Genomic DNA, 26,979 nt, shown 5'->3' with positions numbered 1-26,979 from the left:
TCCCGGGCCCCTCCGGGAGGGCCTACCGTGGAGGGCGTGATGGATGTCAGGCGAGCCAGCGAGCGCTACAGGGGCGGAGACCCGGCGGCGGGCATCGAATCGTGGCACGCCCTCTCCTTCGGCCCCCACTACGACCCGGACAACCTGCGCTTCGGCGCGGTGATCGCCTGCAACGAGGAACACCTGGGCCCGGGCGCCGGCTTCGACGAGCACCCGCACAGCCACACCGAGATCGTCACGTGGGTGATCTCCGGCGAGCTGACCCACCGGGACTCCCAGGGCCACGAGACGGTCATCCGCCCCGGCGACGTCCAGCGCCTCAGCGCGGCGTCGGGCGTCCGCCACGTGGAGCGCAACGCGGCCCGCGTCCCGTTGACCTTCCTCCAGATGTGGCTGGCCCCCCTCGAACCGGGCGGCGAACCCCGCTACGAGGTCGTCCGCGGCATAGCCGACTCCACGCCGTACGCCCTCCCGGAGGCCGGCGCGATGCTCCACGTCCGCCGCCTGTCGCCCGGCGAACGCACGGCGCTCCCCGCGGCGCCCCACGTCTACGTCCACGTGGTCCGCGGTGACGTCCGCCTGGAGGGCGAGGTCCTGGGCCCGGGCGACGCGGCCCGCCTCACGGACGAGAAGGACGCGGAGGCGGTGGCGGAGGGGGCGGCGGAGGTGCTGATGTGGGAGATGTCGGGGTTCTGACGGTCTGCCGGTGGCAGGAGTGCGAGGTGAGCCGAGCCTGTGGCTGAACGCGCGCGGTGGCTGCGGAAGGTGCCCCGGGCGGCCGAAGCCGCTCCGGGGGAGTGCCCGGACGCGACTCCGCCCCGGCAGGGGAACCTGCCGGGGCGGATGAAGCGCGGCGGCGCTCAGAGGCGGTGCCTCAGAAGGTCAGGCCCCAGCTGTTGATGTAGCCGGTGTCGGCGGAGTAGTTGTCCGTGACGCGCAGCTTCCACGTGCCGTTGGCCGTCTCCGAGGAGGCGTTCACGGTGTACGTGGTGTTGATGTTGTCCGCCGAGCCTCCGGTGCCGGACGCCTTGAGGGTGTAGACCGACCCGTCGGGCGCGACCAGCTGGACCGTGAGGTCGCCTATGTAGGTGTGGACGATGTTCACCGGCACCTGCAGGGCCGACGGGGCGTTGCCGGAGACACCGCTGACAGTGATCGGGGACTCGACGGTCGCGTTGTCGCGGATCGTGTAGTCCGCGGTGTTGCTGAAGGTCTTGCCCGGCGGCGGGGTGGTGCCGCCGTTGCCGCCGACGTACAGCAGACGGTTCGGGGAGCCGGTGCCCGGGTTGCCGACGGCGCCGGAGATGGAGCTGTTGACCAGCGCGGAGGCGACCTGCGACGGGGTGGCCGACGGGTTGTCCGCGAGGTACAGCGCCGCGGCGCCCGCGACGTGCGGGGTGGCCATCGAGGTGCCGGAGATGGTGTTGGTGGCGCTGTCGCCGGTGTACCAGGCGGAGGTGATGGAGGAGCCCGGCGCGAAGATGTCCAGGTTCGAGCCGTAGTTGGAGTAGCTGGCGCGGGCGTCGGTCGAGGTGGTCGCGCCGACGGTGATCGCCTCGGCCACCCGGGCCGGCGAACCGGTCGCGGTCGTCGACTCGTTGCCCGCGGCCACGGCGAAGGTGACGCCGGCCGCGATGGCGTTGCGCACCGCGTTGTCCAGCGTGGTGCTGGCGCCGCCGCCGAGCGACATGTTGGCCACGGCCGGGAGGACCGCGTTGGCGGCGACCCAGTCGACGCCCTCGATCACGCCGGCGGTGGTGCCCGAGCCGTTGTTGTCGAGGACGCGGACGCCGACGACGGAGGCCTTCTTGGCGACGCCGTACGCGGTGCCCGCGACGGTGCCTGCGACGTGCGTGCCGTGGCCGTTGCCGTCCTGGGCGACGTAGTCGCCGTCGACCGCGTCGTAGCCGTTGCGGGCGCGGCCGCCGAAGTCGCTGTGGGAGATGCGCACACCGGTGTCGATGATGTACGCGGTGACGCCCTGGCCGGCGGTGTCGTCGTAGGTGTACGAGCCGCTCAGCGGCAGCGCGGTCTGGTCGATGCGGTCCAGGCCCCAGGACGGCGGGTTGGTCTGCGTGGCCTGGATGGTGAAGGCGCGGTTCTGCTCGACCAGCGCGACCGAGGGGTCGGCGGCCAGCTCGGCGGCCTCCGCCTCGGTGGCCTCCACGGTGTAGCCGTTGACGGCCTCGCGGAAGGTGTGGCCGACGTCGGCGCCGTACTTCTTGGCCAGGCCCTTGCCCTTGGTGGACGCGGCCTTGGTGCCCGGCTTCAGGGTGACGATGTAGCTGCCCTCGACCGCGTTCGGCGCATCGGCGTAGGCGATCGTCCCCTTGGGGGATTCGGCGGAGTGCGCGGCGGGAGCGGTGAACAGACCGCCCGTGAGAGCCGCCGCGGCGACCGTGCCGACGCCGACGATCGATCTGCGCTTGGCGTTTCGCATCACTGCCATCTGAGGGTTCCTCCTCGACAGGTGGGGAGTGTGGGGGTAGCGCCTCTTGGGGGTGAGGCGCCGCACGGCGGACGCCCGCCCCGGATCACCGGGACGCACGCATGTCAGGAACATGCCAAACACGGACGCTGTGGCCGTGACCCGCATGTCCTGTCGCCAGGCGAAAGATTGATCTGTCTACGCGGATTGCACAAGGGGTTCAGCCGCTCGTTAACGTCCGTGCCACAAAGCCGGAGTGACACAAGGTCATCAACTGGCACAGATACGCTGCGTAAACATGATCACCGTCACAGTCACGGCGTGGGACGGACGGCGGTGATCCGTCCCGCATGGCGAGACGGCAGGGGGCGGGACCACCGGCCCCACGGCCACGGCCCGCCCCCTCCCGCACCGCTCACTCCTCGTCCCGCAACCTCTCCGCCAGTTCCGTCAGCGCCTCCGCCACTTCGCCGTGGCCGAGCGCCGTCAGCCGCTCCGCCGCCGCCCCGACCCGGCCGAGCGCCGCCGCACTGCGCTCCAGGTAGACGCCCTCCACGACCCCGGCCAGCCGCACGCACTCCGCCCACTCGGCGGCCTCCGTGGCGTCCTCGCCCGGTTCCCCGAGCAGCCCGAGAGCCTTCTCCAGCGCGGCCAGCGCCTCCTCGTAGGCGCCCCCGTACGCGTTGACCCGCCCGTGCTCGTAGGCGAGGGCGGAGTCCAGCGAACGGCCGTGCGCCTCGAAGCCGGCGGCGCGGGCCGCGTCGGCGACCCGGCCGGCGTCCTGAAGGAAGGCGCGGGCGCCCTCCAGCCCGTCCGGGCCCTGCCGGTGCGCCTGGAGCCGGGCCAGCTCCCGCAGGGCGTTGCTGAGCATCTCGAACCGCGGGTCGCGCGCGTGGGCCGCGAGCGCCCGGTCCACGGCCTCCCGCGCCTGCCCGAACTCCCCGGCCTCACCGAGCAGTACGGCGGTCTCCGCGGCGATCATGGCGTGGCTGCCCGGGTCGTCGTCCCAGCCGGCCGACTCGGCCGCGAGGGCCACGAACTCCGCGGTGGCGGCCTTCAGGTCGTCCCCGGCGTGCAGCGCGCGGGCCCGCGTCAGCCGCAGCTGGGCCACGAGCCGGTCGTCCAGTTCGCCGTCCACGACGTCCGGCTCCAGCAGCACCGAGTCGAGCAGGGCGATGCAGTCCTCGACCCGGCCCAGGTCGAGGCTCAGCTGTGCCGCGTTGCTGTAGGAGCAGAACGCGTCGAACCGGTTGCCCGCCCGCAGGTCCAGCTCCGCCGAGCGGGTCAGATGGCGCAGGGCCTCGTCGGGCCGGCCCAGGCGCAGGCACGCCTGCGCCAGTTCGCCGTGCAGGGTCGGGGCGTCGACCGTGTCGGCGGGCCACTCGGCGGCCAGCCGCAGCCCCTCGGCGAGGCTCGCGTGGGCGGCCTCGGCGTCACCGACCCCCAGCTGGATCTTGCCGCGCAGCGCGAGCACGCGCGGCAGGTGCCAGGCGGGACCGTCCGTCCGCAACAGCCCGACCAGCGCGTCCGTCTCCGCGAGCGCGGCGGGCAGGTCGCCCGACATGGCGTGCGTGGTGGCCCGCAGCAGCCGCGCGCCCGCGATCTGGCCGGCCAGGCCGTGCCGGGCGGCGAAGTCGTGCAGCAGCTCCGCCTCGGCGAGGACGGACGCGACCTGCTCCCGGTCCCCGGACGCCTGGAGCCGTAGTCCCAGCGCGCTCACCCGCAGCCGCAGCAGCCGCGCCTCCAGGAACGGGGCGAGCCCGGACGCCTCCTCGTGCAGCCGCACGAGCGTCGCGTACGCGTCGACCAGCGCGGCGACGTGGGTGTCCGCGTCATGGCCGGAACCCGCCGCGGGTCCCGAACCCTCCGCCGAGCCGGGCCCTTCCGCGGAGGCAGAACCCTCTGCGGAGCCGGGGCCGGCCGCGGCTCGGGATGCCGGCGTGGAGCCGGACCCGTGCGCCGTGCCGGACCCGTGCGCGGTGCGGGACCCCTCGGCGGAGGCGGGCTGCTGCGTGGAGTCGGCCTCCTGTGCGCGGCCGGCCTGCCCGGCGGAGGCGGACTCCCGCGCGGTGCGGGACCCGTGCGCGGTGAGGGACCCCTCGGCGGAGGCGGGCTGCTGCGTGGAGCCGGCCTCCTGTGCGCGGCCGGCCTGCCCGGCGGAGGCGGACTCCCGCGCCGTGCCGGGCCCCTGCGCCGTGCCGGACCCTCCGGCGGTGTCGGACTCCGGCGTCGTCGGACCGGAGCCGCCCGGCCCCACCCGTGCCCCCGCCAGCACCGCCTGCGCGCGGGCCGGCACCGCGCGCTCCGGCAGCCCCGCGTCCTCGTAGAGCCCCGCCGCCTCCTCGTACAGCGCCGCCGCGTCCTCGTGCGCGTCTCTGCGGTCCGCCAGCGTCGCCTCCTCCTCCAGCAGTTCGGCGCGCAGTCGCACCAGCGGGCCGACGTCCGGGTCGTCCGGGTGGACGTAGCCGCGAGCGGCGGTGAGCTCGCGCAGCCGCGCCCAGCAGGCGTGCGCGTCCGGGTGCCCCTGCTCGTCCAGCTCCCGCGCCCGTCTGATCAGGTCCGCCGGCGACTCGGGAAGCGGCTCGGCGGGCGCCGGCGCCGGCGCGGCGGGGGCCGGGGCCACGTCCTCCAAAGTGCGCGGACGCAGCGTCAGCTCCAGCGACTCCAGCAGCGGCGCCTGCGCCAGACGGGTCCCGCGGCGATCGGCGTGCTCCGTCGTGCCGTTCCGGGCGTCGAAACGGGCGGCCAGGTCGTCGGCGCGCCCCCGCACCTCGGCCCGCAGCTCCGTCACCGTCCAGCTCCGGCCGGGGAACCCGGCGGCCGGCAGCTCCCCGTGTCCCAGCGCCTCCACGCGGGCGAGCAGCACCTCCACACCGGTGAGCAGGTCGAGCAGGGCCAGCGGCGAGTCCACCTCGTCGAACAGGTTACGGTTCTCCGCCAGCAGCTCCAGGCCGCGTGCCTCGTTGCCGGTCAGCGCACAGAACTCCAGGTGGCGGCCGATCTCCCCGGCCATCGACGGGTTGCGGCGGCAGCCGCGGTAGCCCGCCAGGTGCAGATGGCGCGCCTCGTCCGTGCGGCCGGTCCGCAGCAGCGGCAGCAGCGCGTACGAGACGGAGCGGGCCGGCTCCTCCTGGCAGGACTCCTTGCCCGCCAGCACCGGCTCCCAGACGCGCAGCGCCCGCTCGTCGTCGCCCGCCGCCAGGTGGTACAGGGCGCGCTCGCAGGTCTCGCACGCCTCGCAGTCGCTGAGCAGGCTCCGGGCCCGGCCCGCCCACAACTCGTAGGCGAGGGTGGTGTCCTCGCCGACGTGCGCGGCGAGCTGGTACGCCTGCCCGTAGTACGGCTGGAGGTCGAGGCCCGCCTTCTCGTAGCGGTCGCGCATCTCCGTCTGCCACTGGCGCAGACTGGCCAGCGGTATCTCGGGCAGGCAGCGCAGGGCGTTGGCCACCCACTTGAACCGCCAGAACAGCTGGTGGCGCAGCCGGTCGTCGAACACGTCGGGCCGCTCGTCGAAGAGGTTCAGCAGCCGGGCGAAGACGACCGGCGACTTCCGCGGCTCGGAGCCGTAGGTGTACGCCTCCTGGAGGTCCAGCAGGGCGTGGACCAGCGGCACCGGCTCGCCGAACAGCTCGGCCGCCTCGGCGAGTTCCTCGGCGGCGACGGTCCGGGTGCGGCCGTAGGGGAGGGCGCTGTTCTCCCGCAGCGCCGCGTACAGCTCGTCGGTGGTCTGGGGCGGGGTCTGCATCGTCAGCGGTCCTTGCGCAGGGCGTGGGCGAGAAGGTCGAGGAAGGAGCGGTTGATGAGGCTGGACTCGGCGGGCCTGAGCGGACGCCGGGACAGCAGCGCCGCCTGCCCGTACAGGGCCTCGGCGCTGGTGCGGGCCAGTTCCGGCTCGTCGATCGCGACGGCGGTGCGCACCAGCGGGTTCAGCTGGTTGAGGATCAGCTGGGCGCGCGGCGCCTCCTGCCGCAGGGCGCCGAGGATGTCGCCCCACAGGCCGCCCTCCTGCTCGCGGGCGAGCCGGGAGCGGGTGCGCTCGTGCCGGGCCTCCCGGCTGTCGACGAGCAGCGCGGGCGCGGAGGCGGGCTGGAAGGCGCGCAGCGCGACGTCGCAGTCGAACACCGCGAGCGCGTCACGGGCCAGCGCCAGATAGGCCGCGGCGGCCAGTTCCGTCTCCCGGTCGACCGGGTCGAGGTGCGCGGTGAGCGTCGCCGGGTCGAGGTCGGCGACGCTCACCTCGGGCCGGATCTCGGGCAGCCGGTGCACCAGTTCGCGGTCGTAGGTGTAGCCGCCGTTGACCACGCCCAGCCCGGCGGCCGACGCGATCGCCGCGACCTGACGGAACTCCTCCACGCTGGACGTCACCAGCACGGTGCGGTGGGTGCGGGAGAACTCGTCGAGCGTGCAGTGCCCGTCGGTGGTCTCGAACGGCAGCCACGGCAGCAGCATCCGCAGGATCTCGTCGTCGTGCACGGCGAGGGACTTCACCGACAGGTGGTGCGCCTGGAGGAAGCGGTGCAGCAGGTCCGGGTCGCTGGCGGCGACGCGTGCGATCCACGCGCGCAGCTGCCCGGCGAGCGCGTCCCGGACCGCGGCGAGGGTGTCGTCCTCGTACAGGGACTCGCGGGACGCCGTCGGGCGCAGGCTCTCCGCGTCGATCACGCAGCGCACGAAGAACGCCCAGTCGGGCAGGATCTCCTCCGCCTGCTCGGACAGCAGCATGCCCTTGACGTGCACCCGGTGCCCGTGCCGCCGCCCGGCCGGCACCGCCTCCGGAAGCACGCACGCGATGCCCTTCAGACCCACGGCCGGCAGGTCCAGCTCCAGGGTGTCCAGCGGCGTGAAGCCGAACACCTCCTCGCCGTACGTGGCGAGCGCGCGGGAGCGGGCGCCCGGCGTCGGGTGCGTCCGCGCCCAGGGCGCCTCCTCCGGGTTGACCGGCACGACGGGACCGCCGGAGCCGTCGTCGAAGGTCACCGGGTGCCGCAGCAGCGAGCCGAAGTGCCGTGCCAAGGCCTGCACCCGGGCGGGCTCGGTCCACTCGCCCGCGTCGGCGCGCGGGGTCAGTGTGACGGTGGTGCCGGGGGCGGGCCGGGCGGAGGCGGGCAGGGTGCGCACGGTGTAGCTGCCGTCACCGCGCCCCCTCCACTCCACGGCGGGCGCGCCGGGCGTACGCGCGGACCGGCTGACCACGTGGATCTCGTCCGCGACCAGGAAACAGGACAGCAGGCCGATGCCGAACTGGCCGATGAAGTCGGCCCGTTGCTCGGCGATGCCGTCGGCGCGCTTGCTGCTGCGGCCGATCGTGGCGAGGAAGGTGTGCACGTCCGCCTCGGTGAGGCCGACGCCGTCGTCCTCGACCCGGACCACTGAGCGGTCGGCGTACAGACGGATGCCGAACGAGCCGGCGGGCGCGGCCGGTTCGAGGGCGTGCCGGGCGGTGAGCGCGTCCACCGCGTTCTGCATCAGTTCACGCAGATAGACGCGGGGGCTCGAGTAGAGGTGATGGGAGAGCAGATCGACGAGGCCGCGCAGGTCCACCTGGAAGGTGCGGTCGGTGCCGGGCTGCTGCGATGCGGTGTCGGGCAGGGTCATGGGCGGTCCGGGGTGTGAGGGCGTGCGGTGACGGCTGGCGGAAGGACGGCTTGCGAGAGCGTGAGCAGGCGCTCAGAAGGCCTTGCGGAAGCGCGCGTACGCCTTCTGCGGCTCGGACATGTACGTCCACGGCCACTCGGTGTACGCGCCCTCCAGCTCGCGGAAGACGTGGGAGGCGGTGCTGCTCCCGGCCAGGGACAGGGCCATGGCGAAGATGTTGTAGTCGCCCTGCCAGCCCAGGCGGCGCTCGTAGGCGTGGTGCAGGATGCTGCGCTCCGCCGCCTGCCTCAACTCGGCCCGGATCCGGGGCTGCTGGAGGCAGGCGCCGTCGTCGGACTCCACCCACTCCTCGACGTACGCCATGGCGACGGCGCAGCCCAGCCGGTGGCCGTCGGGCGCGGCGGCGAACGCGGCGCGGGCGAACTCCAGGGCTTCCCCCGGCTCACCGCCCCAGCGGGGCTGCAGCTGGGACAGCCACTCGAGGTGGATCTCCAGGTCGAGCGGGTCACGGCGCAGGCCGGCGTCGCGCCGGGTCTCGGAGATCTCGGAGCCGAGCGACATGCCGCGCGCGGAGGTGAGCAGCTGGCGCCACGGCGTGATCCAGTCCGGACGCAGCTCGGCGGCCTCGAACAGCTGCCGCTCGGCGATGTCGAGCCGCTCGTGGAACAGGCGCCACTGCTCCTGGGTGACGTGCACGGCGCGGGCGGCGGTGCGGGCCTCCCAGCCCCACTTGATGTGCCGCGCACCGGATATCAGCAGAGCCAGGGCGCGGTGCTCCTTGTCCTCCTCGACGGCGTGGCCGATCCAGTCCTGCAGCCCGTCGACGTCCACGAGCTGACCGAGGACCTGGTGGTCGCGGCCCAGGTCGAACGGGGCCAGCGCCTCCTTGACGTCCTCCCAGTCGCCCGCGTCGGCCGCCTCCACCGCCGCCAGCACCCGCCGGTCGCCGAGGGCGCGCAGCGGGTGGGCGCCGCTCTTCCCCCGGGGGACCGGAAGGGCGTGCGGATCCGCCCCCGGTCTCTCCTCGCCCCTGTCGAACAGCTTGCCGAACATGCCGCGCCCTCCCCTGGTCCCGCGTGATCGTCCGGCGCATCATAGGGCGCACCACCGACACCGCTTCCACAGGGTTTTCACACCGGCCTCACGCCGACGTCGCAGGTGACGCCGGAGCCTGCGGCGCGTACGGGGGACCGGCGGCAGTCAGCCGCGCAGTTCCGCCAGCACGCCGTCGGTGAACGGCGGCCACGCCTGGACCGCCCAGGGTCCGAACGCCCGGTCCGTGAGCGCCACGCAGGCCGCGCCCGCGTCCGGGTCGATCCACAGGAACGTGCCCGACTGGCCGAAGTGCCCGAAGGCGCGCGGCGAGGACGAGGCGCCCGTCCAGTGCGGCGACTTGCCGTCCCGGATCTCGAAGCCGAGCCCCCAGTCGTTGGGGTTCTGGTGGCCGTAGCCCGGCAGCACGCCCTTCGTGCCCGGGTACTGCACGGTCATCGCGGCCGCCACCGTCCGCGGGTCCAGCAGCCGCGGCGCCTGCACCTCGGCGGCGAACCGCAGCAGGTCGTCCACCGTGGACACCCCGTCCTTGGCGGGAGAGCCCTCCAGCGAGGTGGACGTCATCCCCAGCGGCTCCAGCACCGCCTGCCACGCGTACTCGGCGAACGGGATCTCCGTCGCCTTCTCCACGTGGTCGCCGAGCTGCTCGAACCCGGCGTTGGAGTACAGCCGCCGCTCGCCGGGCGCGGAGGTGACCCGGTGCTCGTCGAAGGCGAGGCCCGAGGTGTGCGCGAGCAGGTGCCGCACCGTCGCCCCGTCCGGTCCGGCCGGCTCGTCCAGCTCGACCGCCCCCTCCTCGTACGCGACGAGCACCGCGTAGGCGGCCAGGGGCTTGGTGACCGAGGCCAGCGGGAAGCGGTGTCCGGTCGGGCCGTGCGTGCCCAGGACGGTGCCGTCCGCCCGTACCACCCCCGCCGCAGCGGTGGGAACGGGCCAGTTCTCGATGGACGCGAGGCTCTTCAGCGACATGCGGTCGAGCCTAAGCGCTCAGAGCATGAGCTCCAGCAAAGGGTCCGGCCTGGGCGTGAACCCCAGCGACCGGTACAGCGGCTCCGCCTCCGGGCTCGCGGTCAGCCGCACCCGCCCGGCGCCCCGCTCGCGGAACCACTCCAGCAGCGCGCCCACGCAGGCCCGCGCGTAGCCGCGGCGACGGGCGTCCGGGTCGGTGGCGACGCTGAAGACGTACCCGTCGGTGCCGCGCGGATTGCGCGCCCCGCCGATGCGGTAGTCCAGCGTGCCGGCCACCAGCGCCGCGAGGGCGCCCGGCCGCTCCGGGTGGTCCACGACGAACGCGGCGAAGGAAAGGTCGTCCGCCAGCCGCTCGCGCAGCACCGGCAGGGACACCGCGTGCCACGCGGTGGACGGGTCGGAGCGGGCCATCGAATCGATCATCACCTGGCGCAGACGCAGCACTTCCTCCGCGTCCTCGGGCGTCGCCCGGCGTACAAGGCTCATGCGCGCACGGTAGCCGGAGCGTCCCGACACGTCCGCCCCTTTCTCACCGGCACCGCTTGCCTGGAGCGCACTCCAAGGATCTAGCGTGGACGTCATGACGGTGACGGAGACCACGGACACCAGGACCGACACCTGCGCCATGCCCCCGCAGGGCGACCGGCGGCCGGACGGCAAGGACAAGTACACGATCAGCGAGGTGGCCGCCCTCACCGGGCTGACCGCGCACACCCTTCGCTGGTACGAGCGCATCGGGCTCATGCCGCACATCGACCGCTCCCACACCGGGCAGCGGCGCTACACGAACCGCGACCTCGACTGGCTCGCCCTGGTCGGCAAGCTCCGTCTGACGGGCATGCCGGTCGCCGACATGGTGCGCTACGCCGAACTGGTCCGGGCCGGCGACCACACGTACGCCGAGCGCTTCGAGCTGCTCAAGGCGACCCGCGAGGACGTGCTGGCCCGCATCGCCGAACTCCAGGGCACGCTCGCCGTCCTGGACCGCAAGATCAGCTTCTACGCGGACGCCGGGCGCGCCCTGGCCTCGGAAAGGGCATGATGACCGGGCACACGATCCCGACGACGACGCTGGGCGCCGACGGCCCCGAGGTGGGCGTGCAGGGCCTCGGCTGCATGGGCATGAGCTTCGCCTACGGCCCCGCCGACGCGGACGCCTCCCGGGCGACCCTCGAACGCGCCCTGGAGCGGGGCGTCACCCTCTACGACACCGCCGACGCGTACGGCGCCGGCGACAACGAACGCTTCCTCGCCCCGTTCCTGGCGGCGCACCGCGACGAGGTGCTGATCGCCACCAAGTTCGCCCTGTCGATCCCGCCGGACGACCCGACCCGGCGCATCGTCCGCAACGACCCGCCGTACATCCGGCAGGCCGTCGAGGCGAGCCTGCGCCGCCTGGGCGTCGACGTCATCGACCTCTACTACATGCACCGGCGCGACGTGAACGTGCCCGTCGAGGAGACCGTCGGCGTCATGGCCGAGCTGGTCCGCGAGGGCAAGGTGAAGCAGCTGGGCCTGAGCGAGGTGACGGCCGGTGAGCTGCGCGCCGCGCACGCCGTGCACCCGATCGCCGCCGTGCAGTCGGAGTGGTCGCTGTTCAGCCGGGACATCGAGGCCGCCGTGGTGCCGGCCGCGCGCGACCTGGGCGTCACCCTCGTCCCGTACTCGCCGCTCGGCCGCGGCTTCCTCACCGGCTCCTTCACGGACGCCACGAAGGACCTCACGCAGGACGACTTCCGCCGCACGATGCCCCGCTTCACCGGCGACAACGCGGCGGCCAACGCGGCCCTCCTGGAGCCGGTCCGCGCGGTCGCCGGGCACCACGGCGCGACCCCCGCGCAGGTCGCCCTGGCCTGGGTGCACCAGCAGGCGGCGGTCCACGGTCTCCCGGTCGTCCCCATCCCCGGCACCCGCAGCCCGTCCCGCGTGGACGAGAACACGGCGGCCACCCGCATCACCCTGACGGAAGCGGACCTGAACCTGCTCGACCCGATCGCGGACCAGGTCACCGGCACCCGCTACGCGGACATGTCGTTCACGTCAGCGGGCAGGGAGTAGAAGGCGCTGCGGAAGAACGCCCCGAAGGGACGCGGGGAACCGCGCGCCCAGCCCTCACGCACCCGCGGGGAAGGTCAGAGCTCCGCGAGCAACTCCGCCTTCTTGGAGGAGAACTCCTCGTCCGTCACCAGCCCCGCCTGGTGCAACTCCCCAAGATGCCGGATCCGCTCGGCGATGTCCGCAGGGTCACGCCGAGCGGACGGCACACCGCCCGTGGCCGCAGCAGGCGATATCGCCGGCACCGCCGCACAGTCCCGCACCGCGGCCAGCACCGCCGCCGCGAACGGCAGCGACTCGTGCACGGGGCCGTACCCGAGCCCGAACACCACCGCGGCGGGGTCCTGGTCGGCCTGCGCCGGGGCCGGCACCGTCGTGTCCCGGCGCAGCAGCCGCAGATGGCCCTCGAACACCTCTGGCGAACGCCACTCCACCCCGCTCAGCTCGGAGACGGGGAAACGCTGGTCACCGGCCTTCCACTTGGCCGAGGACGCGCCGGTCCAGAACCAGCGGAACGCCACCGACGTGCCGTCGAACGTCGCCTTGCCGTCGTACGCCTTGAACTGCAGCGGCGGCTCGGGCGCGGCCACCAGGTGGCGTTCGGCGGGGCCCGACTCGGTGAGCTGCGCGCGCAGTTCGTCGGCGTAGTACTCCGCGAGCGTCTCCCGCTCGGCGGGCAGCACCAGCCGGTAGGGGTCGCTGCTCTCCTTCAGCTGCCCGGCGGCCGCCTCCGTCAGCGGGTCGGCTCCCGGCCGTGGCTCCAGCCGCAGGACCACGGTCCCGCGCTTGCCGGGCGTGAGGGTCACGCCCTCGATCGCCTCCAGCGGCACGCGCCGCTCGCCGAGCGCCTGGAACAGCTTGGGTGTTCGAATCCCTCGTACGTAACGGATGAGCACGGAGTCGGACTCGAACTCCCAGGCGGCATGAAATCCGGCCAGTACGTCACCCATGCGGCTCATCGTATGCGGCACGAGCTTCTCCGTCCCCTCCCCACGCATACCGCAGTATCTCCGCTTCTACGCGCGTCCGGTAGGGGTCGTACCGGACAAACCTGCCAGGCAGGTGTCGTTCCGGTGCGCACATGACACCGCCGTGTATGCGCCAACCCCGATCCCCGCGAAGTTCCGCAGGCTGTCCGTGCCGGGCACGAAGTACCCGGCGTGCCCCTTGGCGTCACGGGCCGACAGCAGACGCGCGCCGAACCCGTCGGCCATCGGGTCGGCCCCGTGGCCCAGTCCGCCGAGCTCCAGGTGGGGCACGTCCCGGATCCAGTCGTCGGCGTCCCGCATCGCCCACACCCGCGCGGTGGTGCGCAGCTGGGAGGCGTGCTCCACCCGCATCCCCGGGCTGCCGGCCACGGCGATGTCGGACACCCGCTCCGGCAGGTCCCGCGCGGCCAGTCCGCAGACCACCGAGCCGTAGCTGTGGCAGAACAGCGAGACCGGGGCGAGGCCGGGCAGCCCCCGCACCATCGCGTCCAGCCGGTCCGCGCCGTCCTCCGCGCGCATCGCCGTGGCAGCGTCCATGCCGAGCCCGCTGGGCGCGGTGTAGTCGGCCCAGGCGACCACGGCCGTGCGCGTCGCGGGATCGGCCTGCCGCTGCGCCTCGTACAGCGACGTGGCCATGCCCACGGGGGCGGTGTGCCGGCGCTCGGAGCGCTGGAAGGTGAGCAGATCGGTGTCGACGCCGGGGACGACCACCGACACCCGCTCGGCGTGGCGCAGGTCACCGAAGACCTCGGCGACCCGTCCGGTGCCCGCCGGGTTGAAGGCGAGGATGCGCCTCTCCGGCCGCATGAGCGACTCGATGCGGTCCAGCCTGCGGGCCGCCTGCTCCTGGCCCGCGGGCGTGAGCCGGCTGTCGCGCACCCGTCTGAGCTCGGTCCCGCGGGCCTCGGCCAGCGCGATGCGGTTGGCGCGGTAGCGCAGTTCGACCGGTGCGCCGTTCATGTTCCCGACCGCCAGCGGATACCGCTCGGCGAGCCGGATCCGCTGCGCGTCGGTGAGGGATGCGAAGAAGCGGGCCAGTCGCGTCGGCTGCGACTGCGGGTCGGGCAGCCGCTTCCCGGCCACCCGCCCGTCCTCCCACGCGGCGAGCGACGCCTGCAGGGGAGCGGGGTGGCGCTGGTGACGCAGTGCCGTCCAGCCGGTGGTCGCGAGCATCACGAAGACCACGGCGAGCGCCAGGAGCGCCCGCCACACGTTCAGCTGGGGGGAGGTGTCGAAGGAAGTCACTGGGAGGACACACTAGGAGAACGAGAGTGTCTCGCGGGAATCCCGTGACCGGGATCACGTTTCGTTGTGCCGTTTCAGGGATGCAGTCGTACGCCAGTTCGTGGCGAGGGCCGGTCCGACATGGTCCAGGCACGTCCGCATCAGCTCCCGCAGCGCCTCCGTGCTCGGGTCGTCCCCGGCGGACCACCGCCGCTCCGCCACCCGGATCACCCCGCCGAACGCGGCCACCAGGATGCGCGGCCGGGGATCGGTGTCCACGTCCAGCCCCTCGCGCTCGGCGATGATGCCCGCCAGTTCCTCCTCCAGCTCCGCCGCCCGGCGCAGATGTGCCGCGAGCAGCGCGGGCGTGGACTCGATGACCCGGTAGACGCGCATGTGCAGCTCCAGCGGGACCAGTTCACCCACGGCCTCGTTGATGGCGTCCCAGCTGTCCAGCACGGCCCGGCGCAGCGTCTCCAGCGGCGCCTCGTCGCGCGGGCGGGCCCGTACGGCCTCGGCGACGCGCAGCTCCGCCAGGTGGGGGACGAACAGCGCCACCTCCTCCTTGCTGGCGAAGTAGCGGAAGAAGGTGCGCTGGGAGACGTCCACGGCCGCGGCGATGTCGTCGACCGTCGTGCCGTCGTAGCCGCGCGCGGCGATGAGCTCCAGCGCGGCCCGGACCAGGGCGTCCCGGGTGCGCTGCTTCTTGCGCTCACGCAGCCCCGGCCGTGGCGGCGCGCCCACGGCGGTCCCGACCGTCTTCATGGCTCCTCCTTGAACCGTTTGCCCAGTTCAGGCTATACGCGGATGTCCTGTCAGCAACCGACTGGTGAATTGGTTTGTCAACTGTCAGTGACTGTCATTAGTGTCGAACGTATGACTAGTCAGACCACCCTCGACAAGGCGGGACAGGGGGACGGCCCTCCGGCCGGCCCGTCGGAGGCGACGCCCGGCAAGGGGCTGCGCGGACACCCCTGGTTCACGCTGTTCACCGTCGCCGTGGGCGTCATGATGGTGGCCCTGGACGGCACCATCGTGGCCATCGCCAACCCGGCCATCGCCAGTGACCTGGGCGCCACCCTCGCCGACGTCCAGTGGATCACCAACGCGTACTTCCTCGCCCTTGCGGTCTCCCTGATCACCGCGGGCAAGCTCGGTGACCGCTTCGGCCACCGGCAGACCTTCCTCATCGGCGTGGTCGGCTTCGCCGCCGCGTCCGGAGCCATCGGCCTGTCCGACAGCATCACGCTCGTCATCGTCTTCCGCGTGCTCCAAGGCCTGTTCGGCGCGCTTCTGATGCCGGCCGCTCTCGGTCTGCTGCGAGCCACGTTCCCCGCCGAGAAGCTCAACATGGCCATCGGCATCTGGGGCATGGTCATCGGCGCCTCCACCGCCGGCGGCCCGATCCTCGGCGGTGTTCTCGTCGAGCACGTCAACTGGCAGTCGGTGTTCTTCATCAACGTGCCGGTCGGTGTCCTCGCCGTCGCGCTCGGCGTGTGGATCCTGCTCGACCACCGCGCGGAGAACGCGCCGCGCTCCTTCGACATCCCCGGCATCGCCCTGCTGTCCGGCGCGATGTTCTGCCTGGTGTGGGCGCTCATCAAGGCGCCCGAGTGGGGCTGGGGGGACGGCAGGACCTGGGCGTTCATCGGCGCCTCCGTGGTCGGCTTCCTCGTCTTCGCCTTCTGGGAGACGAAGGTGAAGGAGCCTCTGATCCCGCTGGCCCTCTTCCGCTCCGTCCCGCTGTCCGCGGGTGTGGTGCTGATGGTCCTCATGGCCATCGCCTTCATGGGCGGCCTGTTCTTCGTCACCTTCTACCTGCAGAACGTGCACGGTCTCAGCCCGGTCGACGCCGGTCTGCACCTGCTGCCGCTCACCGGCATGATGATCGTCGGCTCCCCGCTCGCCGGCGTGATGATCACCAAGGTCGGCCCGCGGATCCCGCTCGCGTTCGGCATGGCCTGCACCGCGCTCGCCATGTACGGCATCTCCACGCTGGAGAAGAGCACCGGCAGCCTCGCCATGTCGGTCTGGTTCGCCCTGCTCGGTCTCGGTCTCGCCCCCGTCATGGTCGGCGCCACCGAGGTCATCGTGGGCAACGCGCCGCTGGAGCTGTCCGGTGTGGCCGGCGGTCTCCAGCAGTCCGCGATGCAGGTCGGCGGCAGCCTCGGCACCGCCGTGCTGGGCGCCGTGATGGCCTCCAAGGTGGACGGCGACCTGCCGGGCAACTGGGCGAAGGCCGGGCTGCCTCCGCTGACACCGGAGCAGACCGGCGCGGCGTCCGAGGCGGTCCAGGTGGGTGTGCCGCCGGTGGCGAAGGGCACCCCCGAGGCGATCGCCGCGAAGATCACCGACGTCGCCCACGACACCTTCATCTCCGGCATGAGCCTGGCGTCCCTGGTCGCCGCCGGGGTCGCCGCGGTCGCGGTCCTGGTCGCGCTGTTCACCAAGCGCGGCGAGAACGCGGAGGCGGGCGCGGGCGTCGGTCACATCTGACGGGCCGTCGTGCGACCCGGTGTCACTCGCCGGGACGAACCGACGCGGTGATTTCTCCCCGCGGGAAGGCGCCGCAGGTCACAGCAGGTCAAGTCCTGTGCGGGGCAGTGAGGACGACGGCCGCTGCGCGCTGCTGGAGGGGGGCGGCGCGCAGCGGCGGCCCCACTGGCCGTCCCAACGGGATGAATCCACCGCAGAAGCGGGGGTACCCGCCATGTCAACACACCCCAAAGGGAGTTGATGATGGCGAGCTTCGGACACGGAACGCGCAGGCACCCCCGCACACGTGGCCGGACGTGGTCACGGTCCGGGCCGGATCGCGCGACGCTCGGGATCATCGGAGCCATCTGCGCGGTCGCCGGCTTCTTCGTGCTGGGGATCGTTCTCGGCCCGGTGGCGATGGTCTGCGGGTGGCTCGCCATGGGCCGCAGCTGGGCGGGGGGTTCCCGCTCGGCGCCCGCCCTGGTCGCCCTGATCCTGGGTGCGATCGACACGCTCCTGGCCCTCGTCTGGCTGGCCGGGCCGACCCCTGGGTACGGCATGTTCTGACCCGGGCGCGAGAACCGAGGGTCTCCGGTGGGGCGCCGGGGGCCCTCACTCACGCCAGTTCGCGCGGCGGCCCGGCTGCCGGATCCGCCGTTTGCCCCCGCAGCGCCGCGATCTCCGCGCGCAGGGAGCGGACCTCGTCGGTCAGCGCATGGATGGCCGCCGTCTGCCGGCGCTCCTCCTCGTCGTCCATCTCGAACCGCGCGATGAACCACGCGGCGATGTTCGCGGTGACGACACCGAGCAGCGCGATCCCGGAGAGCATCAGCCCGATCGCGAGTATCCGGCCCCATCCGGTGGTCGGCGCCATGTCGCCGTACCCCACGGTGGTCATCGTCGTGAACGCCCACCACACCGCGTCCTCCAGCGTGTGGATGGACGCGTCCGGCCGGCCCCGCTCCACCTCCAGCACGGCCAGCGCACCGAAGACGAGCAGCCCCAGACAGCAGCCGGCGACATACGTCGTCACCCGGATCTGCGACGCCAGCCGCGCCCGCTGCCCGGCCAGCAGCAGCAGCGAGACCAGCCGCAGCAGCCGCAGCGGCTGCACCAGCGGCAGCACGACCGCGAGCAGCGCCAGCGGATTGCCACGCACGAACCGCATCCGGTCCTCGCTCAGCCACAGCCGGACCGCGTAGTCGCCGGCGAACGCGCACCATACACCCCAGTTCACGGCGTGGCAGGCGGTCAGCAGCGGCCGCGGGGCGTCCGGGTCCACGATCGGCAGCGCGTAGGCGATCGCGAAGAGGACGGCGAGAGCCATCAGCGGGATCTGCGTACGCCGCTCCCAGCGGTCCAGTGCGGTCGGTTCGGCCATGGGGGCATCGTAGGCGCGGACGGGCCGGCGGCCCCAAGGACCGCCGGCCCGCTTATGTCCGTGACCGGGGGCGCCGTCAGGCGTCGCCGCCCGCAGCGCCCGGGTCCGCGGCCGCCACGTCCAGCAGTTGGTACCGGTCGATCGCCTGCTTCAGCACCGAGCGGTCCAGGTGCCCCTCACGCGCCAGCTCCGTCAGCACCGCCAGCACGATCGACTGCGCGTCGATGTGGAAGAAGCGCCGCGCCGCCCCGCGCGTGTCCGCGAAGCCGAACCCGTCCGCGCCCAGCGACTGGTACGTCCCCGGCACCCAGCGCGCGATCTGGTCCGGCACCGACCGCATCCAGTCGGACACCGCCACCACCGGCCCCTGCGCCGACGCCAGCTTGCGCGTCACGTACGGGGTGCGCTGCTCCTCCTCCGGGTGCAGCAGGTTGTGCTCCTCGCACTCCACCGCGTCGCGCCGCAGCTCGTTCCAGGAGGTCGCCGACCAGACGTCCGCCTTGACGTTCCACTCCTCGGCGAGGATCTTCTGCGCCTCGACCGCCCACGGCATCGCCACCCCGGACGCCAGGATCTGCGCGGGGAGCGAGCCCGAGGTGCCCTCGCTGAAGCGGTACAGGCCCTTGAGGATGCCCTCGACGTCCACGTTCTCCGGCTCCGCCGGGTGCTGGATGGGCTCGTTGTAGACCGTCAGGTAGTAGAAGACGTCCTCGCCGTGCGGGTGTTCCTCCGACGAGCCGTACATCCGGCGCAGCCCGTCCTGGACGATGTGCGCGATCTCGAAGCCGAACGCCGGGTCGTACGCGACGCACGCCGGGTTGGTCGACGCGAGCAACTGCGAGTGCCCGTCGGCGTGCTGGAGACCCTCACCGGTCAGCGTGGTGCGGCCCGCGGTCGCGCCGAGCACGAAACCGCGCGCCAGCTGGTCGGCCATCTGCCAGAACTGGTCGCCGGTGCGCTGGAAACCGAACATCGAGTAGAAGACGTACACCGGGATGAGCGGCTCGCCGTGCGTGGCGTACGCGGAGCCCGCCGCGATCAGCGAGGCCGTGCAGCCCGCCTCGGAGATGCCGTCGTGCAGCATCTGACCCTGCGGCGACTCCTTGTACGCGAGCAGCAGTTCCCGGTCCACCGCCTCGTACTGCTGGCCGAGCGGGTTGTAGATCTTCGCGCTCGGGAAGAACGAGTCCATGCCGAACGTGCGGTACTCGTCCGGCGCGATCAGCACGAACCGGCGGCCGATCTCCTTGTCCCGCATGAGGTCCTTGAGGAGTCGCACGAAGGCCATGGTCGTCGCGATGGACTGCTGACCCGAGCCCTTCTTCACACTCGCGTACGTCTTGTCCTCGGGCAGCGCCAGTGGCTTGCCGCGCACCACCCGCGTCGGCACGTACCCGCCGAGGGACCGGCGGCGGTCGTGCATGTACTGGATCTCCTCGGTGTCCGGACCCGGGTGGTAGTAGGGCGGCGGACCGGACTCCAGGTCCTTGTCGGAGATCGGCAGGTGCAGCCGGTCCCGGAAGTGCTTCAGGTCGTCGACCGTCAGCTTCTTCATCTGGTGCGTGGCGTTGCGGCCCTCGAAGTTCGGGCCCAGCGTCCAGCCCTTGATCGTCTTGGCCAGGATGACCGTCGGCTGGCCCTTGTGCTCCACCGCCGCCTTGTACGCCGCGTAGATCTTGCGGTGGTCGTGGCCGCCGCGCCCCAGGTGCAGGATCTGGTCGTCGGTCATGCCCTCGACCATCGCGCGCAGCCGGTGGTCGTCGCCGAAGAAGTGCTCGCGGATGTACGCCCCGGACTCCGTGGCGTACGTCTGGAACTGACCGTCCGGCGTGGTGTTCATCCTGTTGACCAGCACGCCGTCGCGGTCCTGGGCCAGCAGCGGGTCCCAGGAGCGGTCCCAGATCAGCTTGATCACGTTCCAGCCGGCGCCGCGGAAGATCGACTCCAGTTCCTGGATGATCTTGCCGTTGCCGCGCACCGGGCCGTCCAGCCGCTGGAGGTTGCAGTTGACCACGAAGGTCAGGTTGTCCAGGCCCTCGCGCGCCGCGATGCTCAGCTGGCCCAGCGACTCCGGCTCGTCCATCTCGCCGTCGCCGAGGAACGCCCACACGTGCGACTTCGAGGTGTCCGCGATGCCCCGCGCGTGCATGTAGCGGTTCATCCGCGCCTGGTAGATGGCGCCGATCGGGCCGAGCCCCATCGACACCGTCGGGAACTCCCAGAAGTCCGGCATCGACCGCGGATGCGGGTACGACGACAGCGCGTACGGCGCCGCCGACTTCTCCTGGCGGAACCCGTCCAGGTGCTGCTCGCTCAGCCGGTCCAGCAGGTACGCGCGGGCGTAGATCCCCGGCGAGGCGTGCCCCTGGAAGAAGACCTGGTCGCCGCCGTCGCCCTCGTCCTTGCCGCGGAAGAAGTGGTTGAAGCCCACGTCGTACAGAGACGCGGAGGACGCGAACGTCGCGATGTGCCCGCCCACCCCGATGCCCGGGCGCTGGGCGCGCGAGACCATCACGGCGGCGTTCCAGCGGGTCGCGTTCAAGATCTTGCGCTCGATCTCCTCGTTGCCCGGGAAGAACGGCTCGGCCCGGGTGGGGATCGTGTTGACGTAGTCCGTGCTGCGCATCTCGGGCACGGCCACGCGCCGGGCGCGGGCTCGCTCGATCAGCCGCAGCATCAGATAACGGGCCCGCTCCCGGCCGCGCTCGTCGACCGCGGCGTCGAGGGAGTCGAGCCACTCCTGGGTTTCCTCGGGATCGAAGTCAGGAACCTGACTCGGAAGGCCGCCAATGATGATCGGGCTGCGATCGGATGCGGAAGCCACGCTGTTCCTTACCTGTCAGAGGGCCGTGGATGGGCCGTCGTCTCGCTCGCCGCGGCCCGGTGTGCGCCGCTCCCATGCTCCACCTCGCGGCCGCGGACGTCATCTCTACCGAGAGGTAATCCCCCGGCGCGGCCGGTACGGTGACCCAAGGGGCGAGTACATGCGAGTCTCGTACCCACAGACGGTTCCCAAACGCCCAAACGGGGCACAAAGGTGTGGTGTCCATCACTACTGACGGAGACGGGGTGCCTGGAGTTGCGGTGACCCGGCCGGGATCGTCACCGTTTCGGCGGTCCGCACGGCCGGGTACTTGCGCGATCCGTCCCGCCCGTGTGGACTACGGCCAATGCTTCGCGCACGCGCGTGGCTGAGATATTCCCAAGACATGATCAGGAGGCAACCCGTGAGCGCGACCGCGGACCACGCGGAGGAGCGGACGAACCCTGCCGCCAGGCTGGGGTTCCAGCCCGGGCAGGTGGTCCAGGAAATCGGCTACGACGACGACGTCGACCAGGAGCTCCGCGAGGCCATCGAGGGCGTCATCGAGAGCGACCTCGTCGACGAGGACTACGACGACGTGGCCGACGCCGTTGTGCTGTGGTTCCGTGACGACGACGGCGACCTGACGGATGCGCTGGTGGATGCCACCACGTACATCGAAGAGGGCGGCGCGATCCTGCTGCTCACGCCGAAGACCGGCCGGGACGGCTACGTCGAGCCGAGCGACATCTCGGAGGCCGCCACCACGGCCGGCCTGACGGCGTCCAAGAGCGTCAGCGTGGGCAAGGACTGGAGCGGCAGCCGGCTGGCGACCCCGAAGGCCGCCAAGTCGAAGCGGTGACACACCCCCGGACGGGCCGGCGGCGGCGTGCGCCGCACGCGTCGGCCCGTTCGCGGGACCCTCGTCCTGCCTGCGTAGGGTGGTCGCACGGCACCACCCCGGAGGGACGAGAACGACGATGACGATCCCGGTCGGAGCGCAGGCCCCCGACTTCGAGCTCAAGGACAACCACGGCGCCCCGGTGCGCCTGTCCGACTTCCGTGGGCAGAGACACGTCGTGCTGCTCTTCTACCCGTTCGCCTTCACCGGTGTCTGCACCGGCGAGCTGAGCGAGATCCGCGACCGGCTGGAGCAGTTCGCCGAGCGCGACGCCGAGGTGCTCGCCGTCTCCAACGACTCCATCCACACCCTGCGCGTCTTCGGCGAGCAGGAGGATCTTCCCTTCCCGCTGCTCAGCGACTTCTGGCCGCACGGCAACGTCTCGCGCGCCTACGGCGTCTTCGACGAGGACAAGGGCTGCGCCGTACGGGGCACCTTCGTGATCGACCGGCAGGGCGTCGTACGCGCCACCGTGAGCAGCGGGATGGCGGACGCCCGTGACGCCGGCGAGTACCTCGCGGCGCTCGACACCCTGTGAACGTCCGTCCCCAGGCCCTGCGGGTCCGGGGAACCCGTCACTAGGATCGACTCGTTGATCCGACATCCATGCACAACGGGGCATCCCGCCCCGGGACACCTAGGGAGGACTCGTGGGAGTCAGCCTCAGCAAGGGCGGCAACGTATCGCTGAGCAAGGAGGCGCCGGGCCTGACCGCGGTCATCGTCGGACTGGGGTGGGACGTCCGCACCACGACCGGCACCGACTTCGACCTGGACGCCAGCGCCCTCCTGCTGAACAACTCGGGCAAGGTCGCCAGCGACGCGCACTTCATCTTCTTCAACAACCTCAAGAGCCCCGACGGCTCCGTGGAGCACACCGGTGACAACCTCACCGGTGAGGGCGAGGGCGACGACGAGCAGATCAAGGTCAACCTGGCCACCGTCCCGGCCGACGTGGAGAAGATCGTCTTCCCGGTCTCCATCTACGACGCCGAGAACCGCCAGCAGTCCTTCGGCCAGGTGCGCAACGCGTTCATCCGCGTCGTCAACCAGGCCGGCGGCGCCGAGATCGCCCGTTACGACCTGTCGGAGGACGCCTCGACCGAGACCGCGATGGTCTTCGGCGAGCTGTACCGCCATGGCGCGGAGTGGAAGTTCCGCGCCATCGGCCAGGGCTACGCCTCGGGTCTGCGCGGCATCGCGCAGGACTTCGGTGTGAACGTCTGAGCCGGACACGTCCCGGGTACAGACCCGAGCGGCCGTCCCGTACGGCCACCGCCCGGGCGCCGCGCGCACTCCACGCGCGGCGCCCGGGGACGCCCCCTCGCGGGGGAGTGCAGGACCACCTGGATACACCACCCGGAGGGGGACCAGCATCATGGGCGTCACGCTCGCCAAAGGGGGAAACGTCTCTCTGTCCAAGGCCGCACCCAACCTCACGCAGGTGTTGGTCGGGCTCGGCTGGGACGCGCGCTCCACCACGGGCGCCGACTTCGACCTGGACGCCAGCGCCCTGCTGTGCAGCGGCGGCCGCGTCATGGGGGACGAGTGGTTCATCTTCTACAACCAGCTCAAGAGCCCCGACGGCTCCGTGGAGCACACCGGCGACAACCTCACGGGTGAGGGCGACGGGGACGACGAGTCCCTGCTGGTGGACCTCTCCAAGGTGCCGCAGCAGTGCGACAAGATCGTCTTCCCCGTGTCCATCCACATGGCGGACGAGCGCGGCCAGACCTTCGGCCAGGTCAGCAACGCCTTCATCCGCGTCGTGAACCAGGCGGACGGCCAGGAGCTCGCCCGCTACGACCTCAGCGAGGACGCCTCCACGGAAACCGCGATGATCTTCGGTGAGCTCTACCGCTACCAGGGCGAGTGGAAGTTCCGTGCAGTAGGGCAGGGGTACGCGTCGGGCCTGCGCGGCATCGCTCTAGACTTCGGGGTCAACGTTTCGTAAAGCCGCCGCGGCGGCGGGGGAGACCCGTACACACACATGGGGTAGCCAGTGGTTCTGAAAACCTTCGGCTGGTCGTTCGCGGTGACCGCGCTCGGCCTGGTCGCAGCATTCCTCTTCGGGGGGTGGACCGCCTTCGGAATCGTGGCGATCCTGTCGATCCTCGAGATCTCGCTGTCCTTCGACAACGCGGTGGTCAACGCCGGAATCCTGAAGAAGATGAATGCCTTCTGGCAGAAGATCTTCCTCACCATCGGCATCCTGATCGCCGTCTTCGGCATGCGACTGGTGTTCCCCGTCGTCATCGTCGCGGTCAGCGCGCAGCTCGGTCCCATCGAGGCGGTCGACCTCGCGCTCAGCGACAAGGACCGTTACCAGGAGCTCGTCACCGACGCCCACCCGGCCATCGCGGCCTTCGGCGGCATGTTCCTGCTCATGATCTTCCTCGACTTCATCTTCGAGGACCGGGAGATCAAGTGGCTGGCCTGGCTGGAGCGGCCGCTGGCCAAGCTCGGCAAGGTCGACATGCTGTCGGTCTGCATCGCGCTGATCATCCTGCTGATCTCCGCCATGACCTTCGCCACCCACGCCCACCAGCACGGCGGCACGCACGTGGACAAGGCGGAGACCGTCCTGCTGGCCGGTATCGCCGGTCTGATCACCTACATGATCGTGGGCGGGCTCTCCGGCTACTTCGAGGACAAGCTCGAAGAGGAGGAGGAACAGGAGCACGAGGAGGAGGAGAAGGCGGCCCGTGAGGGCAAGCCCAAGTCGGCGATCGCCCTGGCCGGCAAGGCAGCGTTCTTCATGTTCCTCTACCTCGAGGTCCTGGACGCGTCGTTCTCCTTCGACGGCGTCATCGGCGCCTTCGCCATCACCAACGACATCGTCCTGATGGCGCTCGGCCTCGGCATCGGCGCCATGTACGTCCGGTCGCTCACGGTCTACCTGGTCCGCCAGGGCACCCTTGACGACTACGTGTACCTGGAGCACGGCGCGCACTACGCCATCGGCGCCCTGGCGATGATCCTGCTCGTCACCATCCAGTACGAGATCAACGAGATCATCACCGGCCTCATCGGCGTCGTCCTGATCGGCGCCTCCTTCTGGTCCTCCGTGCGCCGCAACAAGCGCATCGCGGAGGCCGAGGCACAGGCGGGCGAGAAGACCGAGGTCCCGTCCGGGGTGTGACGGCCCTCCGGGTGAGGAACGCTCTCGACGGGGCGGCCACGAGGAGCAGTCCTCGCAGGCCGCCCCGTCGGCCGTGCGGCGCACCGGCGCCCCGCGGCCACCGGCGGGGGTTCGACGAGTGGACTTGGGGCGGGAATGGGTTTACTGGACGGACTGCGGCGCGGCCGCAACGACGACTTCGACTCCGGCAACGCGGCCACCAACGCCATCGAGCTGACCAAGCGGCACGGCCAGGTGTCGCTGACCAAGCAGGGCGCCGCCACCGGCCACCTGCGGATCAACCTGAGCTGGCAGATGCGCACCTCCGACATCGGCGGCCTGCAGCGGGAGAGCCTGCTGCGCCACCCGTTCAAGGCGCTCAAGCCGCCGGAGGTCGTCGGACACAGCCAGTCCATGGTCAACGTCGACCTGGACCTGGGCTGCCTGTACGAGCTGCAGGACGGCACCAAGGGCGTGGTCCAGCCCCTCGGCGGCTACCTCGGCGACGTCAACGGCCCGCCGTACGTGAAGCTCAGCGGCGACGACCGGTTCGGCTCCGCCTCCGGCGAGACGATCTACGTCAACCTCGACCAGCGGGAGAACATCAAACGCCTGCTGGTCTTCGCCTACATCTACGACCAGACGCCCGCCTTCGACCGTACCGAGGCCGTCGTCACGCTCTACCCGAGCAACGGCCCGCGCATCGAGATCTCCCTCGACGAACGCCAGCCGCAGGCCCGCTCCTGCGCGGTGGTGCTGATCGAGAACGTGAAGAACGAGATCGTCGTGCGCCGCGAGGTGCGGTTCGTCTACGGCTTCCAGGCCGAGCTGGACCGGCTGTACGGCTGGGGCCTGCAGTGGGGCCGGGGATTCAAGACGAAGGCCGACCGCTGAGGCGCGGTCGGCCCGGGGCGTGCACCGATGTCGGTGAGGGTGCGCGCCCTCAGCGTCCGATGAACTGCGGCCCCTGCGGCGGCAGCCGGAAGTCCGGGTCGGGCGCGCCCGTGGCCGGCGGCGGGAAGCCGTACCGGTCCTGCGCCGCCTGGGCCGCCGCCGTGGCGGGTGCGGGCGCCGGGTATCCGTGCGCGGGCGGGCTCGTCGGGTGCGGGTAGCCGTAGGCGGGCTGCGCGGGCGCGGTGGCCGGGGGCTGCTGCGGCGGGTAGCCGTACGCGGGCTGCGTGGGCACGCTCGAGGGCGGCTGTTCGGGCGGCAGCGGGCGGGACACCTCCGGGGCCGGCGCCGCCGGTGCCTGCGCCTGCGTCACCGCGTCGGGTGAGGCGGACCCGGGCGTCCGCGCGGGCGGCTCGGGCGTGGCGGACGCCTCCGGCTCCTCGGCGGCCTCCGACTCGTCCACCGAGATACCGAAGTCGGTCGCCAGACCCTTCAGACCGTTCGAATAGCCCTCGCCGAGGGCCCGGAACTTCCAGCCCTCTCCGCGCCGGTACAGCTCGCCGCAGATCAGCGCCGTCTCCTGGCCCGTCTCGGGCTTCACGTCGAAGTACGCCAGTGCCTCCCCGTCCGGGCTCTGCGCGTCGTACAGCAGGATGCGCAGCGCCTGCACACGGTCGAAGGTCACCCCGTCCGCCGACGCGACGAGCAGAATCCGGCCGACACCGGACTCGACACCGGCGAGGTCTGTCTGGATCGTGTCGGTCAGGCTCTCGGCCGCGCGCTTCTTGCCGAGCCGCCACACCTTCCCGGACGGATGCCGGGGCTGGTTGTAGAAGACGAAGTCCTCGTCGGAGCGCACGCGGCCGTCGAGACCGAGGAGCAGCGCGGAGGCGTCCACGTCCGGCACCCCCTGCCCGGGCGACCAGCGCAGCACGGCGCGTACCGTGGTGGCCTCGAGAGGAACGTTCGACCCCTTCAGCATCGCGTGCGTCATGCGGTCATCCTGCCTTCTCCGTCCTGGTCACGACAATGCGGGGGGTTGGCTCCGTCATCACGGGGTTACCTGAAGTTCATGCCCGGCGGGAACCGCCG

At 71.9% G+C, this 26,979-nt stretch carries 23 protein-coding genes; 11 read left to right on the top strand and 12 right to left on the bottom strand.

Going from position 1 to position 26,979, the window contains the following annotated elements:
- Positions 1-39 precede the first annotated feature (39 nt).
- The gene (locus MTR79_RS26780) at positions 40-696 is read left to right on the top strand and encodes a pirin family protein (RefSeq protein WP_086704508.1); all 657 of its coding nucleotides are present in this window, start codon (positions 40-42) and stop codon (positions 694-696) included.
- Positions 697-874: 178 nt separating this feature from the next.
- Here MTR79_RS26780 and MTR79_RS26775 read toward each other — a convergent pair whose 3' ends face one another.
- The 6 genes from MTR79_RS26775 to MTR79_RS26750 all read right to left on the bottom strand — a co-directional run bounded on the left by MTR79_RS26775 (position 875) and on the right by MTR79_RS26750 (position 10,531).
- The gene (locus MTR79_RS26775; protein WP_244792126.1) at positions 875-2,449 is read right to left on the bottom strand and encodes a S8 family serine peptidase; all 1,575 of its coding nucleotides are present in this window, start codon (positions 2,447-2,449) and stop codon (positions 875-877) included.
- 394 nt (positions 2,450-2,843) lie between these two features.
- On the bottom strand, positions 2,844-6,173 hold the full coding sequence (locus MTR79_RS26770) for a hypothetical protein (protein WP_244792125.1): 3,330 nt from the start codon (positions 6,171-6,173) through the stop codon (positions 2,844-2,846).
- Between the two features lie 2 nt (positions 6,174-6,175).
- The gene (locus MTR79_RS26765; RefSeq protein WP_244792124.1) at positions 6,176-8,023 is read right to left on the bottom strand and encodes an HSP90 family protein; all 1,848 of its coding nucleotides are present in this window, start codon (positions 8,021-8,023) and stop codon (positions 6,176-6,178) included.
- A gap of 72 nt (positions 8,024-8,095) precedes the next feature.
- Entirely contained in the window at positions 8,096-9,076 is a 981-nt protein-coding gene (locus MTR79_RS26760) for a hypothetical protein (RefSeq protein WP_244792123.1), read from the bottom strand.
- 147 nt (positions 9,077-9,223) lie between these two features.
- Entirely contained in the window at positions 9,224-10,045 is an 822-nt protein-coding gene (locus MTR79_RS26755; RefSeq protein WP_244792122.1) for a serine hydrolase domain-containing protein, read from the bottom strand.
- Positions 10,046-10,063: 18 nt separating this feature from the next.
- Positions 10,064-10,531, bottom strand: a complete 468-nt coding sequence (locus MTR79_RS26750; protein ID WP_086700545.1) for an N-acetyltransferase — start codon at positions 10,529-10,531, stop codon at positions 10,064-10,066.
- Positions 10,532-10,625: 94 nt separating this feature from the next.
- On the opposite strand from MTR79_RS26750, the gene MTR79_RS26745 reads away from it, so the two are divergent.
- Both MTR79_RS26745 and MTR79_RS26740 read left to right on the top strand, forming a co-directional pair.
- Complete coding sequence (locus MTR79_RS26745; RefSeq protein WP_048457713.1) at positions 10,626-11,087, top strand: MerR family transcriptional regulator; 462 nt, start codon at positions 10,626-10,628, stop codon at positions 11,085-11,087.
- Entirely contained in the window at positions 11,087-12,103 is a 1,017-nt protein-coding gene (locus tag MTR79_RS26740; protein WP_114873650.1) for an aldo/keto reductase, read from the top strand. The genes MTR79_RS26745 and MTR79_RS26740 overlap by 1 nt, the downstream gene beginning before the upstream one ends.
- A gap of 74 nt (positions 12,104-12,177) precedes the next feature.
- Here MTR79_RS26740 and MTR79_RS26735 read toward each other — a convergent pair whose 3' ends face one another.
- From MTR79_RS26735 to MTR79_RS26725, 3 genes are all read right to left on the bottom strand, one after another.
- Complete coding sequence (locus MTR79_RS26735; RefSeq protein ID WP_048457626.1) at positions 12,178-13,050, bottom strand: DUF4429 domain-containing protein; 873 nt, start codon at positions 13,048-13,050, stop codon at positions 12,178-12,180.
- Between the two features lie 66 nt (positions 13,051-13,116).
- Positions 13,117-14,334 carry an alpha/beta hydrolase gene (locus tag MTR79_RS26730; protein WP_102639550.1) on the bottom strand — a complete coding sequence of 406 codons (1,218 nt, stop codon included), beginning with the start codon at positions 14,332-14,334 and terminating at the stop codon, positions 13,117-13,119.
- Between the two features lie 54 nt (positions 14,335-14,388).
- Positions 14,389-15,078: a TetR family transcriptional regulator gene (locus MTR79_RS26725; RefSeq protein ID WP_189365127.1), complete on the bottom strand. Its 690-nt coding sequence runs from the start codon at positions 15,076-15,078 to the stop codon at positions 14,389-14,391.
- A gap of 111 nt (positions 15,079-15,189) precedes the next feature.
- Here MTR79_RS26725 and MTR79_RS26720 point away from each other — a divergent pair, with 111 nt between their 5' ends.
- On the top strand, positions 15,190-16,809 hold the full coding sequence (locus MTR79_RS26720; RefSeq protein ID WP_086700539.1) for an MFS transporter: 1,620 nt from the start codon (positions 15,190-15,192) through the stop codon (positions 16,807-16,809).
- A 240-nt stretch (positions 16,810-17,049) separates the two neighbouring features.
- Positions 17,050-17,358, top strand: coding sequence for a hypothetical protein (locus MTR79_RS26715; protein ID WP_048457630.1), 309 nt, complete (start codon positions 17,050-17,052; stop codon positions 17,356-17,358).
- A 49-nt stretch (positions 17,359-17,407) separates the two neighbouring features.
- Here the strand turns inward: MTR79_RS26715 and MTR79_RS26710 are convergent, their stop codons facing one another.
- Both MTR79_RS26710 and aceE read right to left on the bottom strand, forming a co-directional pair.
- Positions 17,408-18,172 carry a potassium channel family protein gene (locus tag MTR79_RS26710; protein ID WP_086700537.1) on the bottom strand — a complete coding sequence of 255 codons (765 nt, stop codon included), beginning with the start codon at positions 18,170-18,172 and terminating at the stop codon, positions 17,408-17,410.
- Positions 18,173-18,248: 76 nt separating this feature from the next.
- Positions 18,249-20,996, bottom strand: coding sequence for a pyruvate dehydrogenase (acetyl-transferring), homodimeric type (gene aceE / locus MTR79_RS26705; protein WP_086700536.1), 2,748 nt, complete (start codon positions 20,994-20,996; stop codon positions 18,249-18,251).
- A 403-nt stretch (positions 20,997-21,399) separates the two neighbouring features.
- On the opposite strand from aceE, the gene MTR79_RS26700 reads away from it, so the two are divergent.
- The 6 genes from MTR79_RS26700 (at position 21,400) to MTR79_RS26675 (ending at position 25,890) form a co-directional block, all read left to right on the top strand.
- Positions 21,400-21,837 (top strand): DUF3052 domain-containing protein, encoded by a 438-nt coding sequence (locus tag MTR79_RS26700; RefSeq protein WP_031018687.1) that lies wholly within the window; start codon positions 21,400-21,402, stop codon positions 21,835-21,837.
- A gap of 118 nt (positions 21,838-21,955) precedes the next feature.
- Positions 21,956-22,414, top strand: coding sequence for a peroxiredoxin (locus MTR79_RS26695; protein WP_048457633.1), 459 nt, complete (start codon positions 21,956-21,958; stop codon positions 22,412-22,414).
- 112 nt (positions 22,415-22,526) lie between these two features.
- A complete protein-coding gene (locus MTR79_RS26690; RefSeq protein WP_048457634.1) occupies positions 22,527-23,102 on the top strand; it encodes a calcium homeostasis/redox stress adaptation protein in 576 nt (191 codons plus the stop codon).
- A 151-nt stretch (positions 23,103-23,253) separates the two neighbouring features.
- Positions 23,254-23,829, top strand: a complete 576-nt coding sequence (locus MTR79_RS26685) for a TerD family protein (protein ID WP_048457635.1) — start codon at positions 23,254-23,256, stop codon at positions 23,827-23,829.
- A 48-nt stretch (positions 23,830-23,877) separates the two neighbouring features.
- Positions 23,878-25,017 (top strand): DUF475 domain-containing protein, encoded by a 1,140-nt coding sequence (locus MTR79_RS26680; protein WP_048457636.1) that lies wholly within the window; start codon positions 23,878-23,880, stop codon positions 25,015-25,017.
- A 135-nt stretch (positions 25,018-25,152) separates the two neighbouring features.
- Positions 25,153-25,890: a Tellurium resistance gene (locus MTR79_RS26675; protein WP_102639559.1), complete on the top strand. Its 738-nt coding sequence runs from the start codon at positions 25,153-25,155 to the stop codon at positions 25,888-25,890.
- A gap of 49 nt (positions 25,891-25,939) precedes the next feature.
- On the opposite strand, the gene MTR79_RS26670 is transcribed toward MTR79_RS26675, so the two are convergent.
- Entirely contained in the window at positions 25,940-26,881 is a 942-nt protein-coding gene (locus MTR79_RS26670) for a TerD family protein (protein ID WP_189365125.1), read from the bottom strand.
- Between the last annotated feature and the right edge of the window lie 98 nt (positions 26,882-26,979).

The organism is Streptomyces sp. BJ20 (assembly GCF_022869105.1).
GTDB classification, from domain to species: domain Bacteria; phylum Actinomycetota; class Actinomycetes; order Streptomycetales; family Streptomycetaceae; genus Streptomyces; species Streptomyces griseoincarnatus.
This window is presented reverse-complemented; position numbering and strand designations above follow the sequence as displayed.